At 64.2% G+C, this 17,350-nt stretch carries 13 protein-coding genes; 5 read left to right on the top strand and 8 right to left on the bottom strand.

From position 1 onward, the window contains the following. The first annotated feature begins 13 nt into the window (after positions 1-13). Complete coding sequence (locus AC1DDA_RS06970) at positions 14-1,054, top strand: zinc-dependent alcohol dehydrogenase family protein (RefSeq protein WP_476795211.1); 1,041 nt, start codon at positions 14-16, stop codon at positions 1,052-1,054. 229 nt (positions 1,055-1,283) lie between these two features. Here AC1DDA_RS06970 and AC1DDA_RS06965 read toward each other — a convergent pair whose 3' ends face one another. Further along, positions 1,284-1,610: a hypothetical protein gene (locus AC1DDA_RS06965; protein ID WP_476795210.1), complete on the bottom strand. Its 327-nt coding sequence runs from the start codon at positions 1,608-1,610 to the stop codon at positions 1,284-1,286. A 713-nt stretch (positions 1,611-2,323) separates the two neighbouring features. Here AC1DDA_RS06965 and AC1DDA_RS06960 point away from each other — a divergent pair. Then, positions 2,324-2,617, top strand: coding sequence for a GIY-YIG nuclease family protein (locus tag AC1DDA_RS06960; protein WP_441513521.1), 294 nt, complete (start codon positions 2,324-2,326; stop codon positions 2,615-2,617). Between the two features lie 205 nt (positions 2,618-2,822). On the opposite strand, the gene AC1DDA_RS06955 is transcribed toward AC1DDA_RS06960, so the two are convergent. The 3 genes from AC1DDA_RS06955 to uvrA all read right to left on the bottom strand — a co-directional run bounded on the left by AC1DDA_RS06955 (position 2,823) and on the right by uvrA (position 8,446). Next, positions 2,823-2,969 carry an SEC-C metal-binding domain-containing protein gene (locus AC1DDA_RS06955; RefSeq protein ID WP_476795209.1) on the bottom strand — a complete coding sequence of 49 codons (147 nt, stop codon included), beginning with the start codon at positions 2,967-2,969 and terminating at the stop codon, positions 2,823-2,825. A 656-nt stretch (positions 2,970-3,625) separates the two neighbouring features. Next, entirely contained in the window at positions 3,626-5,398 is a 1,773-nt protein-coding gene (locus tag AC1DDA_RS06950; RefSeq protein WP_476795208.1) for an ATP-dependent nuclease, read from the bottom strand. Positions 5,399-5,527: 129 nt separating this feature from the next. Then, entirely contained in the window at positions 5,528-8,446 is a 2,919-nt protein-coding gene (gene uvrA, locus AC1DDA_RS06945; protein ID WP_476795647.1) for an excinuclease ABC subunit UvrA, read from the bottom strand. 261 nt (positions 8,447-8,707) lie between these two features. Here uvrA and AC1DDA_RS06940 point away from each other — a divergent pair, with 261 nt between their 5' ends. Both AC1DDA_RS06940 and AC1DDA_RS06935 read left to right on the top strand, forming a co-directional pair. Next, a complete protein-coding gene (locus AC1DDA_RS06940; protein WP_476795207.1) occupies positions 8,708-9,373 on the top strand; it encodes a GntR family transcriptional regulator in 666 nt (221 codons plus the stop codon). 299 nt (positions 9,374-9,672) lie between these two features. Then, entirely contained in the window at positions 9,673-10,239 is a 567-nt protein-coding gene (locus AC1DDA_RS06935) for a biotin transporter BioY (protein ID WP_476795206.1), read from the top strand. 240 nt (positions 10,240-10,479) lie between these two features. On the opposite strand, the gene AC1DDA_RS06930 is transcribed toward AC1DDA_RS06935, so the two are convergent. The 4 genes from AC1DDA_RS06930 to AC1DDA_RS06915 all read right to left on the bottom strand — a co-directional run bounded on the left by AC1DDA_RS06930 (position 10,480) and on the right by AC1DDA_RS06915 (position 16,157). Continuing rightward, the gene (locus AC1DDA_RS06930) at positions 10,480-11,244 is read right to left on the bottom strand and encodes an HpcH/HpaI aldolase family protein (RefSeq protein ID WP_476795205.1); all 765 of its coding nucleotides are present in this window, start codon (positions 11,242-11,244) and stop codon (positions 10,480-10,482) included. Between the two features lie 54 nt (positions 11,245-11,298). Further along, positions 11,299-13,008, bottom strand: coding sequence for a hydantoinase B/oxoprolinase family protein (locus AC1DDA_RS06925; protein ID WP_476795204.1), 1,710 nt, complete (start codon positions 13,006-13,008; stop codon positions 11,299-11,301). Continuing rightward, a complete protein-coding gene (locus tag AC1DDA_RS06920; protein ID WP_476795203.1) occupies positions 13,001-15,124 on the bottom strand; it encodes a hydantoinase/oxoprolinase family protein in 2,124 nt (707 codons plus the stop codon). Before AC1DDA_RS06920 ends, AC1DDA_RS06925 begins: the two co-directional genes overlap by 8 nt. 106 nt (positions 15,125-15,230) lie before the next feature. Then, the gene (locus AC1DDA_RS06915; RefSeq protein ID WP_476795202.1) at positions 15,231-16,157 is read right to left on the bottom strand and encodes a LysR family transcriptional regulator; all 927 of its coding nucleotides are present in this window, start codon (positions 16,155-16,157) and stop codon (positions 15,231-15,233) included. A 206-nt stretch (positions 16,158-16,363) separates the two neighbouring features. On the opposite strand from AC1DDA_RS06915, the gene AC1DDA_RS06910 reads away from it, so the two are divergent. Next, positions 16,364-17,350, top strand: coding sequence for a TRAP transporter substrate-binding protein (locus AC1DDA_RS06910; RefSeq protein WP_476795201.1), 987 nt, complete (start codon positions 16,364-16,366; stop codon positions 17,348-17,350).

Here is a 17,350-nt window from a genome sequence, read left to right as displayed (position 1 = left end):
GGAGGCCCGCCCTATGAAAGCCGTCGTCTACGAAGCCTTCGGGCAGGCCCCCGAACTGCGCATCCTGCCGGACCCGACCCCGGAGCCGCACAGCGTCATCATCAAGGTCGAGGCAACCGGCCTGTGCCGCAGCGACTGGCATGGCTGGGTCGGCCACGACCCCGATATCCGCCTGCCGCATGTGCCCGGCCATGAGCTTGCCGGCGTCATCGCCGCGGTCGGCCGCAGCGTCGTGCGCTTCCGCGAGGGCGACCGCGTCACCGTGCCCTTCGTCGCGGGCTGCGGCTCCTGCCCGCAATGCCATTCCGGCAACCAGCAGGTCTGCGACGACCAGTTCCAGCCCGGCTTCACCCATTGGGGCTCGTTCGCGGAATATGTCCGCATCGACCGGGCCGACTTCAACCTCGTGCGCCTGCCCGAGGAGATCGACTTCGCCACGGCCGCCAGCCTCGGCTGCCGCTTCGTGACCTCGTTCCGCGCCGTGGTCGACCAGGGCAAGGTCTCGGGCGGGCAATGGGTCGCCGTCCATGGCTGCGGCGGCGTCGGCCTCTCCGCGATCATGATCGCCAATGCGCTCGGCGCGAATGTCGTCGCCGTCGACATCTCCGACGACAAACTGCGCCTCGCCCGCGAGGTCGGTGCTGCGGTGACGATCAACGCCAAGACCCAGCCCGACGTCGTCGCCGCCGTGCGCGACGCGACCGGCGGGGGCGCCCATGTCTCGCTCGATGCGCTCGGCCACCCCCAGACCTGCTTCAACTCGGTCGCGAATTTGCGCAAGCGCGGCAAGCATATCCAGGTCGGGCTCCTGCTGGCGGAGCAGGCGACGCCGCCGATCCCGATGGCGCAGGTCATCGCCCACGAGCTGGAAATCCTCGGCAGCCACGGCATGCAGGCGCATCGCTATGGCGCGATGCTCGACATGATCAGCGCCGGCAAGCTCACCCCGCAGCAGCTCGTCGGCCGCCGCATCGACCTCGCCGAATCGATCCCCGCGCTGATGGCGATGGACCGCTTCGAGGGCACGGGCGTGACGATCATCGACCGGTTCTGAGGGGAGGGCGAGGGGGAACCGCGACGCCTTGTCTGCGAGGGAACCGCGACACCTCTTTCCTTCTCCCGGATGGGAGAAGGTGGCCCGGAGGGCCGGATGAGGGCCTGCCGTCGCTAGTGAAGGCGAGGCGGCGCCGTCGCGTTTATACTATTGGCGGCAGGCCCTCACCCCTGCCCCTCTCCCATCCGGGAGAGGGGTTCCCGCGCGTATTTCTGTAAGGGCGGCGGTTTTACTCGCCCTGCCGCGCACTCTCCTCCGCGACGCGCGCCTGTGCCCGCGCGATTGCCTCGTCGGCGTCGAGCCCCTTGCTGCGGTTCTCCAGCGCGTAGCGAAACTCCCGACGCTCCTCGTCCGGCACCGCCTGCATGAAGGCGGTAAGGCAGGCCCCGTCGCTGCGCTGGCAGCTCCGCGCCCGGATGCAGCTCTTGTTCTCGCAGGCTTCCCAGACGCCGATGATATCGCCGAGACGCTGCAGGATCAGCGGCCGCGCCCTCTGGCAGCTTTCGAAATCGGTGATCGGCGGGATATCGGCGAAGAGGTTTTGGCGTTTCGGCATGGCGGGGCTCCGGTCGGGTGAGGCACGCAGGATCATCCGCCCGCGCTGACGCGCGGCGGGGTCGCAAGGGTGACGAGACAGGGCTGGCGGAGCGCCGCGAGGCGCGTGGGACATCCGCAACCGTTGAGCCAGGCTGCGGCGCGGCGGGATTGAGCCACCCGTCGCACGCCCCGTGGCGCTCCGCCTTCGGCGATTTTGGGCCTCGGGCCGCGCTTATCGGGCAGGGCGGTTCAGGATGGGCGGGTTTTCGACGCCAGTTCCCCTCATCGGGTCGTCGCGTCCTGCCTTTGCCTCACCGTCACCGGCCGAGCCTTCCAGCGAGCTCCTCGCACAGGGACCGTAGTGTCCCCAGGGCGGTGCCCCGAAGCCTCCCGAGCCTGGCTTGTGAGACCAGCCGCAGGCGCCGACCCTCACCCAGCCACTGGCACACCTCCGGATGGCCGCCCCGTTTGGGTGATGGGCGAGGGCAGGATAGGGCGGGTGAGGAGGGGCGGGGATAAGTTTGCTGCCGGAAGCTCTTCCCGTCATGGTCGCCCGCCGCCGTCATGGTCGCCCTGGTGGCGACCATCCACGTCTTCACGCGGGAACGACTCGCCGCGCGCCTCGTGGTTGGCCGGCCCCCGCCATCGGCGCAAGACGTGGATGGTCGGGACAAGCCCGACCATGACGGCGGAGCCCTTGCCGCCGCCCCCGCGCAATCGCATCCTGAAGCCATGAAGCAGAAGGGCGGCTGGGTTTACATCGTGACGAACCGACCCAACGGCACGCTCTATATCGGCGTGACGAGCGATCTCGGCCGACGCATTCACGAACATCGCGAGGGGCTGATCGCCGGCTTCACGCGGCAATACGGATTGAAGCGCCTTGTCTGGTACGAATGGCACGACGAGATCGAGGCCGCGATCCAGCGCGAGACCTCGATGAAGCGCTGGTACCGCGCCTATAAGACCCGCACGATCATGGCCGGAAACCCCGAGTGGAACGACCTTTACGAGGAACTGGCCTGATCGAGGCGGTGGCTCTCGGCGTCGCGATCGCCCTCCGCCGTCATGGTCGCCCTTGTGGCGACCATCCACGTCTTCGCGCAGGAGCGACCGGGGCACGCCTTCATCGCTGGCCATCGCCCGCCATCAGCGTCTCAAGACGCGGATGCTCGGGACAAGCCCGAGCATGACGGCGAGGCGAGGCTGCTTTGTCACTCCCTGAAAGTAGTCATCCCGGACGGAGCCGTCGAAACGGCCGCTCGGCATGCAGCATTTCTTGAAATCTGCGCCCGGAGCCGCAGACACAGAGATCGTTGCGGCCGAGCTTTTCCTGCAGTTCGACATCGCCATGGACGATGCGGACGCCGCGCTTCACGCGGGTTTCGGACGGGTAGGACTTCCGACGCTTGCTCGTGACCTTAAAAGGACGGCTGGTCGGTGAAGTCGTGCTTGTTCCTGGTCATGGCACCCTCCATCGCGTTCTGTGGGGGCGCTCTCCTAACCCATGGAAGGCGCTTCCGCCAAGACGGAAGGCGAGGAACCGCGACGCCTTTGTCCTTCTCCCGGAGGGGAGAAGGTGGCGCGGAGCGCCGGATGAGGGTGTGCCGTTGCAAGAGAGGGCGGGGCGGCGCCGTTGCGCTTAGGTGATCAGCGGCGGGCCCTCACCCCTGCCCCTCTCCCATCCGGGAGAGGGGTTCCCCGCGCCTCTCGTCGAAGGGCGGTGCCCCGAAGCCTCCCGGGAGCAGGGCGTAACCCCCGCCCGCAGGCGCCGACCCAGCCTCCAGCATACCTCCGGACGGCCGCCCCGTTTGGGTGATGGGCGAGGGCAGGATAGGGCGGGTGACGAGGGGCGGGGATAAGTTTGGTGCTGGAGCCGGGACGCTCTCTCCCTTTTTCCCGGATGGGAGAAGGGCACTGAGTGCCGCAATATGCCCTGTGTTACGGATGAGGGTGTCTTCGTGTGCGTAGAGGCAGGTTTGAGTGCGGTGATAAAAGACGATTGGGCAGCACTGTTCCTTTAGGAAAGTAAACTCAATTAACGGTGGCGGGTCTATCGGTCGATACGGGCTTGGCGGTTAACCAGATTTTCTTGATGAATTCTCGGGCTTCTTTCAACTCAGGATCTGTTTCTAAGTTACGTTCTTCGAGTATCTTTTCAACAAATCCCGGCCCATGAGAGCCAACGCTACGACAAAATCCCTCGATTTCTCCAACGGGTACGATCCAAAGTCCTTTTTTACTGCTATTCTCACTTAGAGAATCGAAATGTTTGATTGGCTCCCCTGCTGGAAGCGCACTGCGTCCACTCCGCTTCATCGCACTCCAAGGAGATATCGTTTTAAACACCTCCTTAATCGCGCGTTCCTTTGTGACAGGGAATTCTCCCGTCCCTGAAATACCTTCAAGTTGCGTTTGAATGAGATTCGCAACTTGCTCTGCATTTAGCGGAGGACGCTGCTTTAGAACCGCCTCTGAAACAACCTTCCAGTGCGCAATTACCTCTGACCAATCGCCACCAAGTTTCTCAAAAAGATTTCTAAAAGTTGCCTCATCATTGAGCAAATCTATATCAGCAATTACTGACACGGGGACGTCTAAGGATCTCAGTGTGTCGGCAAGCTTTGCCATGCGGTGCTTACCTGCGCTATGAACGAAAAGAACGTCAGGCCGACGATCACCTGATATCGAAGAAAGGTTCAAAATAGATTGGTAGAACATGCAATCGGCATCAGATTCGCATATTATAACATGCTCGAAAAAAATCCCATCGAACACACGTGAGAACCGAGCTAAAGTATCTTTGGCGACAGCCTTTGTTTGATCCTTGCCTAGCTCTTTGACGCGATTAACGTCGCCCTCGCGGCGTAGGCGAACGATGCGTACTTTGTCGGATCCACCTTCAATTAAGCCATCCAAGACATCTGTGCTATGAGTAGCTATAAACAGTTGCGACTTACCTGATCTGTTCTCTGCAATGTAACGTCCAAGCAAGCGAGCTTGTGGTGGATGTAAAAAAGCTTCTGGCTCATCGAGGAACTGGATTGAGTGAGTTTGTGCTGCTAAGACGTGGAGTATAACTGCAGCAAAGCTGCGCATGCCATCGCCCTGAGTTTCAAGTATGACATTTGAGCTTTGCAATGATTCGATAAATTCCTTCGATAATTCGTCCTTGCCGGCCGGTATTTCCGGCTTTTGACCGACGTAAAGGGGGAAGCTGCTACCGCCCCCCCTGAACAGCGTAAGGTCCTTGCCAAAAGCATGCTGAAATTTATCGCTGATGTCCTTGGATAACTCCGGGTCCATCAGCAATATGTGAATTGGATGCGTTGGAGGTGACTGGAACAGCGCGAGAGCGGGTGCCGCATTTGAATCTTGTATTCGGCTCTCTGTGGTCAGGCGCTTGGCAAAAAATGGTGCGACCGGATGTCGGTCAGACGGTTGATCGAAATAGCTGATATGGGTGTGGTGAATACTATAACCGATACCGCCATAATATAAATTTGCTCTATCACCAGTTTTTTGTGATTTCACATTGAGATAAGCGCGCAGGTCTTCTTGCGTACCTGATTTACGCATATTGGCGCTTTTTACCACAACGCCGGGGATCGACCTTGAAACCCACGATTCGAGCTCGCGCAAGGTAGCGCTTTTGCCCGCATTGTTTGGGCCTACGAAGACGACAATGTCATCTTCTTCAAGTGTTAGCTGTGTGCCGTCCGAAAATGTGATCGTCTCAAATGTTAGGCGGGGTCGTAGAAGATTATCGTCTTTTATGAAAATATCACGATTGATTTCTTTTGTCATTATTCCCACCATAATCAATATTTATTTCGTATTTCAATCGCAGATTTTAGCTTTATCGGCTGCTCTGTAAAATGTAGCTATTATAGGGACATCTGATCGTCCAGGCAGGAGCAAGCGCGGTATTCTCCTCTACTCCGCCGCCTGCCGCTGCACTTTCCCCTTCTTGATCGGCCGGCGGTCCAGCACTTCCTTGAGGAAGCGCGCGGTGTGGCCCTTGCCGATGCGGACGATGTCCTCCGGCGTGCCCTCGGCCACCACCTGGCCGCCGCCGTCGCCGCCTTCGGGGCCCATGTCGATCACCCAGTCGGCGGTCTTCACCACCTCGAGATTGTGCTCGATCACCACCACCGAATTGCCCTGGTCGACCAGCTCGTGCAGCACCTCCATGAGCTTGGCGACGTCGTGGAAGTGCAGGCCGGTCGTCGGCTCGTCCAGGATGTAGAGCGTGCGGCCGGTGGCGCGCTTCGACAGTTCCTTGGAGAGCTTGACGCGCTGCGCCTCGCCGCCCGAAAGCGTCGTCGCCTGCTGGCCGACCTTGACGTAATCGAGCCCGACGCGGTGCAGCGTCTCCATCTTGTCGCGGATCGAGGGCACCGCCTTGAACAGGATCTTGGCCTCCTCGACCGACATGTCGAGCACGTCGGCGATCGATTTTTCGCGGTACTTCACCTCGAGGGTTTCGCGGTCGTAGCGCTTGCCCTTGCAGACGTCGCAGGTGACGTAGACATCCGGCAGGAAGTGCATCTCGATCTTGATGACGCCGTCGCCCTGGCAGGCCTCGCAGCGTCCACCTTTCACGTTGAAGCTGAACCTGCCTGCTTGATAGCCGCGCGCCTTCGCCTCCGGCAGGCCGGCGAACCATTCGCGGATCGGCGTGAAGGCGCCGGTATAGGTCGCCGGGTTCGAGCGCGGCGTGCGGCCGATCGGCGACTGGTCGATGTCGATGACCTTGTCGAGATGCTCGATGCCCTCGATGCGGTCATGCGGGGCCGGGTGCTCGATCGAGCCGTTCAGCTTGCGCGCCACCGCCTTGTAGAGCGTGTCGATCACCAGCGTCGACTTGCCGCCGCCGGAAACGCCGGTGATGCAGGTGAACAGGCCGAGCGGAATCTCGACATCGACATTGCGGAGGTTGTTGCCGCGCGCGCCGACGATCTTGAGGCTGCGGCCCTTCTGCGGCTTGCGGCGCTTGTCGGGGATCGCGACGCTCAGCTCGCCGGTGAGGTATTTGCCGGTGAGCGAATTGGGATCGTCGAGAATGTCCTGCGGCGTGCCCTTGGCGACGATCTCGCCGCCATGGATGCCGGCGCCGGGGCCGACATCGACGACATAATCGGCCGTCAGGATCGCGTCCTCGTCATGCTCGACCACGATCACGGTGTTGCCGAGGTCTCTTAGCCGGCGCAGCGTGCCGAGCAGGCGCTCGTTGTCGCGCTGGTGCAGGCCGATCGAGGGTTCGTCCAGCACATAGAGCACGCCGGTCAGGCCGGAGCCGATCTGCGAGGCCAAGCGGATACGCTGGCTCTCGCCGCCCGAGAGCGTGCGCGAGCCGCGTGCCAGCGTCAGGTATTCCAGCCCGACATCGAGCAGGAAGGTCAGGCGGTCGCGGATCTCCTTGAGGATGCGCGGGGCGATCTCGTTCTGCTTCTTCGACAGGCGCGAGGGCAGGGCGGTGACCCAATCCAGCGCGTCCTTGACCGAGAGCTGCGAGATCTCGCCGATATGGCGCATGTCGATCTTCACCGCCAGCGCCTCGGGCTTCAGGCGGAAGCCGTTGCAGGCGGCGCAAGGCGTCTCGGACATGAAGCGGCCGATCTCCTCGCGCGCCCAGTCCGACTCCGTCTCCTTCCAGCGCCGCTCCATATTGGTGATGACGCCCTCGAAGGGCTTCTTCACCTCATAGGAACGCAGGCCATCGTTATAGGCCATGCGCACGGCTTCCGTGCCCGTGCCGAACAGGATCGCCTTGCGCGCGCTCTCCGGCAGCTCCGACCAGGGTTTCGTCATCGAGAAGCCGAAATGCTTCGACAGCGATTCCAGCGTCTGGCCGTAATAGGGCGAGGTCGACTTGGCCCAGGGCGCGATCGCGCCCTTCTTCAGCGTCAGCGCATGATCCGGCACGATCATGTCCGGGTCGATCCGCATCTCGTGGCCGAGACCGTCGCAGACCGGGCAGGCGCCGAACGGGTTGTTGAACGAGAACAGCCGGGGCTCGATCTCCGGGATGGTGAAGCCGGAGACCGGGCAGGCGAATTTCGAGGAGAAGGTGACGCGCCTGGCCTCCCCGTTCTCCTCTTTCTCGTCGGCATATTCGAAAACGGCGATGCCGTCGGTCAGCTCAAGCGCCTGCTCCAGCGAGTCGGCGAGACGGGCGCCGAGATCGGGCCGGATCACGATGCGGTCCACGACCACGTCGATATCGTGCTTGAACTTCTTGTCCAGCGCCGGGGCGTCCGGGATCTCGTAGAACTCGCCATTGACCTTGACGCGCTGGAAGCCGCGCTTCAGCCAGTCGGCCATCTCCTTCTTGAACTCGCCCTTGCGGCCACGCACCACCGGCGCGAGCAGGTAGCCGCGCGTCTTCTCCGGCAGCTCGACCAGGCGGTCGACCATCTGCTGGACGGTCTGGCTTTCGATCGGCAGGCCGGTCGCGGGCGAATAGGGGATGCCGGCGCGCGCCCAGAGCAGGCGCATATAGTCGTGGATCTCGGTGACCGTGCCGACGGTCGAGCGCGGGTTCTTCGAGGTCGTCTTCTGCTCGATCGAGATCGCCGGCGAGAGCCCGTCGATCTGGTCGACATCGGGCTTCTGCATCATCTCGAGGAACTGGCGGGCATAGGCCGAGAGCGACTCGACATAGCGGCGCTGGCCCTCGGCATAGATCGTGTCGAAGGCGAGCGAGGACTTGCCCGATCCGGAGAGGCCGGTGAACACCACGAGCTTGTCTCTGGGAATCGCGAGGTCGACATTCTTGAGATTGTGCTCGCGCGCGCCGCGCACGGTGATGGCGCGGCTGTTCGGATCGGCCACGCGGTTGCGGTCGAACATGTCTTCCAGCGCAGCAGCCTGGGCGGCGGCGGTATCGGTCTTGCGGGCCATCGGGGCGTCCGTTGCGATGAAGCGCTAGAGATAGGGCAAATGCCGGGCCTTTCCAGCCTCGCTGCGATCTGCCCGGCATGAATAGCACGCAGCCGTCCCGGCTGCTGCCGTCGTCCTGACAGAAAGCGTCAGGAGCGGCGAGGGTCTGATATGGGGACCACCGCGCCGATCGCAATCGACTCCGGCGTGCCGTTGAATTATCTATAAAATATGACGAAGCCTGCCGACACCATCGCCGTCCGCATCGCCAGGGCTTTGGCGGAGCGGATCATCGCCGGAACGATCGAGCCGGGAGCGCGGCTGCGGCAGGACCATATCGCGGAGGAGTTCGAGACGAGCCATGTCCCGGTGCGGGAGGCGTTCCGGCGGCTCGAGGCGCAGGGGCTGGCGATCAGCGAGCCGCGGCGCGGCGTCCGCGTCGCCTCCTTCGACCTGTCGGAGGTGAAGGAGGTCGCGGCGATGCGCGCGGCGCTCGAGGTTCTGGCGCTGCGCCATGCCGCGCCGCACCTCACCGCCGCCATTCTCGACAAGGCCGAGCAGGCGCGCCGCGACTGCGACGCCGCGACCGACGTCCGGGCCTGGGAGGAGGCGAATCGCCGTTTTCACCGCACGCTGGTCGCGCCCTGCGGCATGAAGCGCCTGCTCGCGACGATCGACGATCTGCATGCGGCGAGCGCCCGCTTCCTGTTCTCGGCCTGGCGCTCGGAATGGGAAGCCCGCACCGATCACGACCATCGCACCATCCTCAACGCGCTCCGCAGCGGCGATCTGGAAACCGCCACAGCGACGCTGGCGCGGCATGCCCAGTGGATCGGCGAGCGGCCTGTCCGCACCGCCTCGGGCGCGACGCGCGGGGCCTTCGCGATCGTTGGTTAGAGGGTGCGCCAAAGCTGCGAATTCGGCCTTCGTAAACATGCACATCGCGATAACCGTCATGCTCGGGCTTGACCCGAGCATCTCCTGCCGAAGAGTGCTCCCCTTGCTTCTTCCGGCAAGAGCTTCTCGGGTCTCCGCTCTGCTCCGCCCGAGAATGACGCTTCGTCCGGACGCAGGATTTCCTGGCTTGCAGAGGCATCGCACAAAGGGTGCGCTTGCCTTTTCCGATGAGATATGGGTTCTCTCATAGATCAAAGATCAGAATTATAGATAATTTTGATCGCGACGAAGGAGTGACCATGACCGATCTTGCCCTCAGCCGTCCCTTCAGCCCGCTGCGGTTGGAAAGCCGCTCGCTCGCCTGGCGGGCGGGGGCCGTGATCGTCGGCAGCCTGCTGCTGGCGCTGTCCTCGCAGATCAAGGTGCCGATGTATCCGGTGCCGATGACGATGCAGACCTTCGCCGTGCCTCTGATCGGCGCGCTCTATGGCTGGCGCCTCGGCGCGGTCACCGTGATTGCGTGGCTGCTGCAGGGCTTCGTTGGCTTGCCGGTCCTCGCCGGTGCCGCTGGCGGCGCAGCTTATTTCGCCGGCCCGACGGCGGGCTACCTGCTGGCTTTCCCCTTCGCCGCGGCTCTCGCGGGCTGGCTCGCCGAGCGCGGCTGGAACGGCAGCCGCGTCGGGCTCGCCTTCGCTGCGATGCTGGCCGGCAATGCGCTCTGCCTGGTGATTGGCGTGGCCTGGCTCGGCGTCCTCATCGGCCTGCCGAAGGCGATCGCCGTGGGCGCGACGCCCTTCATCTTCGGCGCCGTCCTGAAGTCGGCCCTCGCAGCGGCGACGCTAAAGGCCTTCGCGCCACGCGGCTGAGCCGGCGGGCCAGGGCTCCCCAATTTTCATCCCGGCGGGCCTCAGCCTGCCGGGTTTTTTCATTCAGCTCGATCAAGGCGCCGTCTGCGCGAATATCTCAGCCGGGGAGCGGTGCGCGATGCGAGATCGCGACGTCCCCAAGCTTGAGCTCCGACGTCAGCTGCGAACATGGCGCGCTGTCGCAATCTCCGCCTCAGTGCAGCAATCGCGCCTCCACCTGCGGCGTCCCGACCTTGCGGGTCAGTTCTTCATGCTGCCGAGAAGCCTGTCGGCCCCCCGCGCCAACAGCACGGCGTCGGACCCGCAGGCGACGAACGCAAAACCTTCAGCCAGCAGACTTTTCGCGAAGGCGGGATCGAAAACGAGCGTCCCGACTGGAACGCCGGCGTCGATGAGCCGGCGCGCCGCCGAGCGGATGACCTCCCAGACGGCCGGATCGTTCGGGCGGCCCAGCAGGCCGAGATCCGCCGCGATGTCGGCGGGACCGAAAAAGACGCCGTCGACGCCGTCGACCTGGCCGATTTGGAGGGCTTGCTCGATGGCGGCCCGCGTCTCGACCTGAACGATGACGGCGGTTTCCTCCTCGATCCGGCTGAAATAATCCGTCATGCGGGCGAAGCCATTGGCACGCGTGCAGCCGCTGACGCCCCGGATGCCACGCGGCGGGTAGCGCGTCGCCGCGACGGCCTGCTGGGCCTCTTCGACCGTCTGGACCATCGGAAAGAGCAGGCCGGGCGCCCCGATATCGAGGAGACGCTTGACGAGGACGGCGTCATTCCAGTCGGGGCGCACGATCGGCGTCACGGGATGGGCGGCCAGAATCTGCAATTGCGTCATGACCGAAGCCAGGTCGTTGGGCGAGTGCTCGGTGTCGATCAGGAGCCAGTCGAAGCCGGCGCCAGCGACGGCCTCGGTGGCGTAGCCGCTGGCCAGGCTCAGCCAGAGGCCGATCTGCGGCTGCCCGCGGCGGATCGCGGCGAGGAACTTGTTGGAAGGCATTTTCATCGTTCAGCATTCCGAAAATGGGAGGCAGCTCCCGGGCTGCCCCCGAGCCGGTCTCTAGCGGGGCAACTCGCCGCGCCGCGATATCGCAAGGACATCTGCCGCGCGGTTCTCGGCCAGGCCGTAATCGGCCTGCGCGACGTCGGCGGAGATGTATCCGAGGGCCAGGTCGCGCTCGACATTGCGCTGGTCCCGCTCTTCCGGCGCGCCATAGCCGGCGCCGCCGGGGAAGGCCATGACCACCCTGCGGCCATGCGGCACGAATTGCTTGCCCTTGCCCTTCATCGCCATGCCGTCGTCGAGCGCGATCGTCGTCGGCGCGCCGGCGGCGCCGCCGCGGCGACCGCGGGCAGGGTGATGGACTCGGTCGAACATCGCCTGGATGTCGAATTCGTAGCCTTCCCAGGCGCCGACCTCCATGTGTTGGCCCAGGCCGCCGCGATGGCGGCCGCTGCCGCCGGAATCGGGCCGGAGTTCCTTGCGCCAAACGACCACCGGGCCGACCTGCTCGGTCGCCTCGACCGGCATGGTCATCACGCCGGAGGGGAAGGCGGTGGCGTTCATGCCGTCCAGCGCCGGCCGCGCGCCGGAGCCGCCGGAGTTGAAGGTCAGAACCTCCGCGCGCACGGGCTCGGCCGGCGGGGGCCCGTCGCTGCGCGGCCTCAGCGAGACCTGGAAGTTGCAGAGACTGCCGGCCCCCTCGGCCGGGACGAGGCCGGGCAGGAGCTTGTCGAGCGCGTCATAGATCGTGTCCGGCACCATGTGGCCGATAATATGGCGCAGCGCCACCGGCGCCGGCCAGACCGCGTTCACGATGGTATTCTCCGGGGCGGTGATGCGGAAAGGCTCCAACGAGGCCGCGTTGTTCGGGATTTCCGGCGCGATCGCGCATTTCAGCGCATAGCAGGTATAGGCCTTCGTATAGACCAGCGGCACATTGATGCCGTTCTTGTCGACGCCGGAGGTGCCTGCCCAATCGCAGAGCACGCCATCGGCCTCGATGGAAATCTTGACGCAGAGGTCGATCGGCCGGCTGTAGCCGTCGATCCGCATATGGCCCTCGGCCTGGCCGCGCGGCAGCGCCGCGATCTTGTCGAGCGTCGCCTGGCGCGAATTGCTCAGGATGAAGTCGGAGATGCCGGCGAGGTCGGCGAGCCTGAACTCGACGATCATGTCGATCAGGCGGCGATGGCCGATCTCGTTGCAGGTCGCCAGCGCGTAGACGTCGCCGACGAGCTGATCGGGTTCGCGGACATTGCCGCGGATGATCGTGACCAGCGTCTCGTTCACCGTGCCGCGGTCGACGAACTTCATGATCGGGATATGCAGGCCTTCCTCATAGACCGAGTTGGCGTCCGCGCCGAAGCCGCGCCCGCCGATATCGACGATATGGGCGGTGCAGGCGAAAAAGCCGACGAGGCGGCCGCGGTGGAAGGACGGGCTGACGACGGTGATGTCGTGCAGGTGGCCGGTGCCCTCCCAGGGGTTGTTGGTGATGTAGACATCGCCTTCGGCGATGTTCTCGCGCCCGATCCGGCGGATGAAATGCGCGACCGCATCGGCCATGGCGTTGACGTGGCCAGGCGTGCCGGTCACCGCCTGCGCCAGCATCTCGCCCTTATCGTTGTAGACGCCGGCCGAGAGGTCGCCGGCCTCGCGCACCGAGGTCGAGAAGGAGGTGCGGATCAGCGCCTGGGCCTGTTCCTCGACGACCGAGATCAGGCGGTTCCACATGACCTGATAGGCGACCTTGGAGATATCAGACATGGGCGGGCTCCTTCCGCGCGGCGACGGAGGTAGGCAAGGCTTCGGCGAGGCGGATGTCGATGCAGCCATCGTTCAGCGTGACGCCCATGCGGCTCGACGGCAGGACGATGGTGGTCTCGTCTTCCGTGATGATGCCGGGGCCGCTGACCGTGCTGCCGGCGGGCAGGGCGGTGCGGCTATGGGCATCGGCCGTGACGCGGCGGCCGAGCCCCGCATCGAACACGGAACGGCTGCCGTCCGCCGGCGCATCGCGCATTTCCGTCAGGGGCGCGACGGGGGCGATCGCGGCTTGCGGCGTATGGGCATTGACCGACCAGACGGTGATCTCGGCGGCGAGGCCCTTCACTGTGCGGCCGAAGAGATTGGCGTATTCGTGCTCGAAGCGCTGCAGGATGACGGCGGGATCGGCGGCGCGGGCTTCCTCCGGCGTCAGCGTCACCGGGATTTCCCAGCCCTGGCCGGCATAGCGCATATAAACCTTGTATTCGGCCTGGATCGCGCCGGCCCAGCCGCAGGACCGCACGACCCGCATCGCTTCCTCCTCCATCTCGTCGAAGAGCCTGGCCACGCGCGCCGTGTCGAACTGGGCGAGACGCATGAACAGCGTGCGGTTGGCCTCGAAGCTGAACGGCGCCCGCAGGAAGCCGATGGCCGAGCCGACGCCGGCTCCCGGCGGTACGAGGCAACTGCTGATGCCGAGCTTCTCGCAGAGCCGGCCCGCATGCAGCGGGGCGGCGCCGCCGAAGGCGATCATCGTGTATTCCGACAGGTCCTCGCCGTTCTCGACGGCATGGACGCGGGCGGCGTTGGCCATGTTCTCGTCGACGACCTCGGCGACGCCCCAGGCGCTTTCCTCCGCGTCCATGCCGAGCCTGCCGCCGATCTCGCCCTTCAGCGCGCTGGCCGATTCATCCGCGAAGAGCGGGATCGTGCCGCCCGCGAAGTTCTGCGGGTCGATCTTGCCGAGGATGACGTCGGCATCGGTCACGGCGGGGCGCGTGCCGCCGCGGCCGTAGCAGGCGGGGCCGGGCTCCGAGCCCGCGCTTTCCGGGCCGACCCGGATCTGGTTCATCGAATCGACATGGGCGAGGCTGCCGCCGCCGGCTCCGATCTCGACCATATCGATCACCGGGATCGAGATCGGCATGCCTGAGCCCTTCTTGAAGCGATAGGTGCGGGCCACCTCGAAGACGCGGGCGGTCTTCGGCGTGTAGTTCTTGATCAGGCAGATCTTCGCGGTGGTGCCGCCCATATCGAAGGACAGCACCTTCTTCAGGCCATGCCGGGCGGCGATGTCGGCAGCGAAGACGGCGCCGCCCGCCGGGCCGGATTCGACCAGGCGGACGGGGAATTCCGAGGCGCTCTCCAGCGAGATGATGCCGCCGCCGGAATGCATCAGGAAGATCGGGCAGACGGCGCCTTCCGCCGCGAGGCGCCCCTTCAGCCGGACGAGATAGCTCTTCATCAGCGGCTTGATGTAGGCGTTGGCGATCGTCGTGTTGAAGCGCTCGTATTCGCGCATCTGCGGCGAGACTTCCGACGAGAGCGAGACCATCGCGCCGGGCAGCCGCTCGGCCAGCACGTCGTAGATCAGCCGCTCATGGGCATCGTTGACGTAGGAATGGAGCAGCCCGACCGCGACGCTCTCATAGCCGGCCTCGCGAAGCTCGTCGGCCAGTGCCTCGACGGCGGCGCGATCGAGCGGGATCAGGACCTTGCCGCGTGCATCCATGCGCTCCCTAACGGTGTAGCGGCGGTTGCGCGCCAGCAGAGGCTCCGGCAGCGTCAGATTGAGGTCGTACTGCTCGAAGCGGCTTTCGGTCCGCATCTCGATGACGTCGCGGAATCCTTCCGTGGTGATGAGCGCCGTCTTGGCGCCGCGCCGCTCGATCAGCGCATTGGTCGCCAGCGTCGTGCCATGGATGATCTGCCCGACGGCGGAAGCCGCGATGCCCGCCTTGGAGCAGACCCTGTGCATCCCCTCGATGATCGCATCCTCGGGCGCTGAATAGGTCGTCAGTACCTTCGTCGAGTATCTCTGCCCGCCCTGTTCGAGCACGACATCCGTGAAGGTTCCCCCGATATCGACGCCCAGGCGGGCCCCGAGAATGGACATGGCTCACTCGCCTCCGTTGTCTGAGGGAGGAAAGATGGAATGGGCAGCCGATGCCGTCGAATTATTATTTTCTATATAACTCGATAAGATAACTTTATTGCTGGAATCAGCACGCAGCAGCCTCCACGGGCCGTCGCGCATCGCCTTGATGATGCCGCGCAGCCCTTTCGCCGGCGAGTTCGGCGGCCCGCTTCAGCAGAAAACTGGCAGGCGTATGAGCGTATGACGCAGTGAAGATCAGTGCGCTGGGCTTCCATTCATAGGGGAATTCCACAAGTTCCCCCGTGTCGAGGAGCCTTTCGACGAGCGTCTGCGACATCGGTGCGATGCCGAGGCCGTCGATGGTCATCTGCAGGCTGGCTGCGAGACTGCTCGACGGCACGATCCGAACCGGCCTCTCCCAGTTGTCTCGAAAATGCGCGGAGAGCTCGACGAAATGGCGCGTGTTGCGCGCATGGGTCAGGATCGTATGCGAGGCCATCGTCGCCAGATCCGAGCCGACGAGCCCGAGCCGTGGCGAGGCCACCCACAGATAGGGTACGGAGCCGAGATCGACATTGGTGATGTTGAAGTTCGAGATCGGGCCGTTCAGCAGGCACAGGTCGAGCGATCGCGAAACCAGCTCCTCACGCAGGTTGATCGTCAGGTCGACCCTCAGCTCGACATCGACGTTCGGGAAGACCTGCCGCAGGTCGAGCAGGTAGTCGCGCAGCCAGGTCTGGGCAATGAGCTCGGCGACGCCGAGCCTGAGAACGCCGATCTGCTGATCGGAGCGGATCGACTGTTGCGAGAACTCCTCCGAGGCTTGCAGCACGCGCTCGGCTTGCCCCAGCAGGGAATGGCCGATCGGCGTCAAGGCGACCGAGCCGGAGTCGCGATGGAACAGCCGCACCCCCAAAACGGATTCGAGCTGAGAGATGCGCACCGAGATATTGGGCTGGGTCGTATTCAGGCGTTCCGCCGTTGCCCTGAAGCTGCCGAGCTTGGCTACCCAAACGAAGCTTTCGAGCTGCTTCAACGTCCAGTTCGGCATCCGCCTCCATAGCCTCCAGACAAGCAATTTTCGGGCCGCACCATCGGCCGATAAACAAAATCTATCGCAACAACAGATAATTTCAATTGGATGCTATCGCGATAACGCGCTCGACTGACCTTTAGCCGCCGATCGAGCCTCGGCCCGGTTCCGGCTCCTGAAACTCGCGCGGGTCTCGCCGCAGCGGGACAAGAACGAGGGGAACCATGAACCGCAGAGCCTTGATTGCGTCCACCGCCCTTGCGTTGAGCCTCGGGCTAGCCGCTCCCGCCACCGCCCAGACGAGCTGGACGATGGCCTCCGGCTATCCGGAAAGCAGCTTCTTCACCCAGAACATCCGCCAGATGATCAAGGAGATCGAGGAGAAGAGCGGCGGCAAGCTCAAGATCGATCTGCGCTCCAACGACAGTCTGATCAAGCTCGATGCGGTGAAGCGCGCCGTCCAGTCCGGCCAGATCCAGATCGGCGAGATCCGCCTCGGCGTCTACGGCAACGAGGCGGCGATGTACAATCTCGACAACATCCCCGGCGTTGCGACGACCTACGACCAGGCCACCAAGCTGACGGAGGCCCAGGCTCCGTTCTTCGACGGAATGTTCAAGAAGAACGGGCTGCGCGCCATTTCCTACGTCGCCTGGCCGGGGCAGGGCTTCTACACCAAGGAGCCGCTGAAGGGGCTCGCAGACCTCAAGGGGCAGAAGCTGCGGATCTATTCCAAGCAGACCCAGATCATGGGCGAGAAGCTCGGCATGGAAGCACTGATCCTGCCCTTCGCCGAGGTGCCGCAGGCCTTCTCGACCGGCATGATCCAGTCGCTCTGGACCAGCGCCCAGACCGGGACCGACGTCCAGATCTGGGATTACGTCAAGCACTTCACCTATACCGGGACGATGCACAACAAGAACGCGATCCTGGTCAATGAGCGCGCGTTCCGCCAGCTCGATCCGGCAACGCAGAAGGTGGTGCTCGAAGCCGGCGAGGCCGCGACCAAGCGCGGCTGGGAGATGTCGAAGAAGGCCGGCGAGGAGCGTGAGAACGTCCTGAAGGGCCATGGCGTGACGATCGCCCAGTCGCCGAAAGACGTTCTCGACGCCATCGCAGCCGCCGGCAAGGGCATGGTCCAGGACTGGCTGGCCACGGCCAGCGCCGAGGAGAAAGCCGTTTACGAAACCTATCAGAAGAGCCTCAACTGA

It is taken from the genome of Allobosea sp. 10N428 (genome assembly GCF_056394545.1).
The sequence above is the reverse complement of the archived record's forward strand: the minus strand, read 5'-3'. Positions and strand labels throughout refer to the sequence as shown.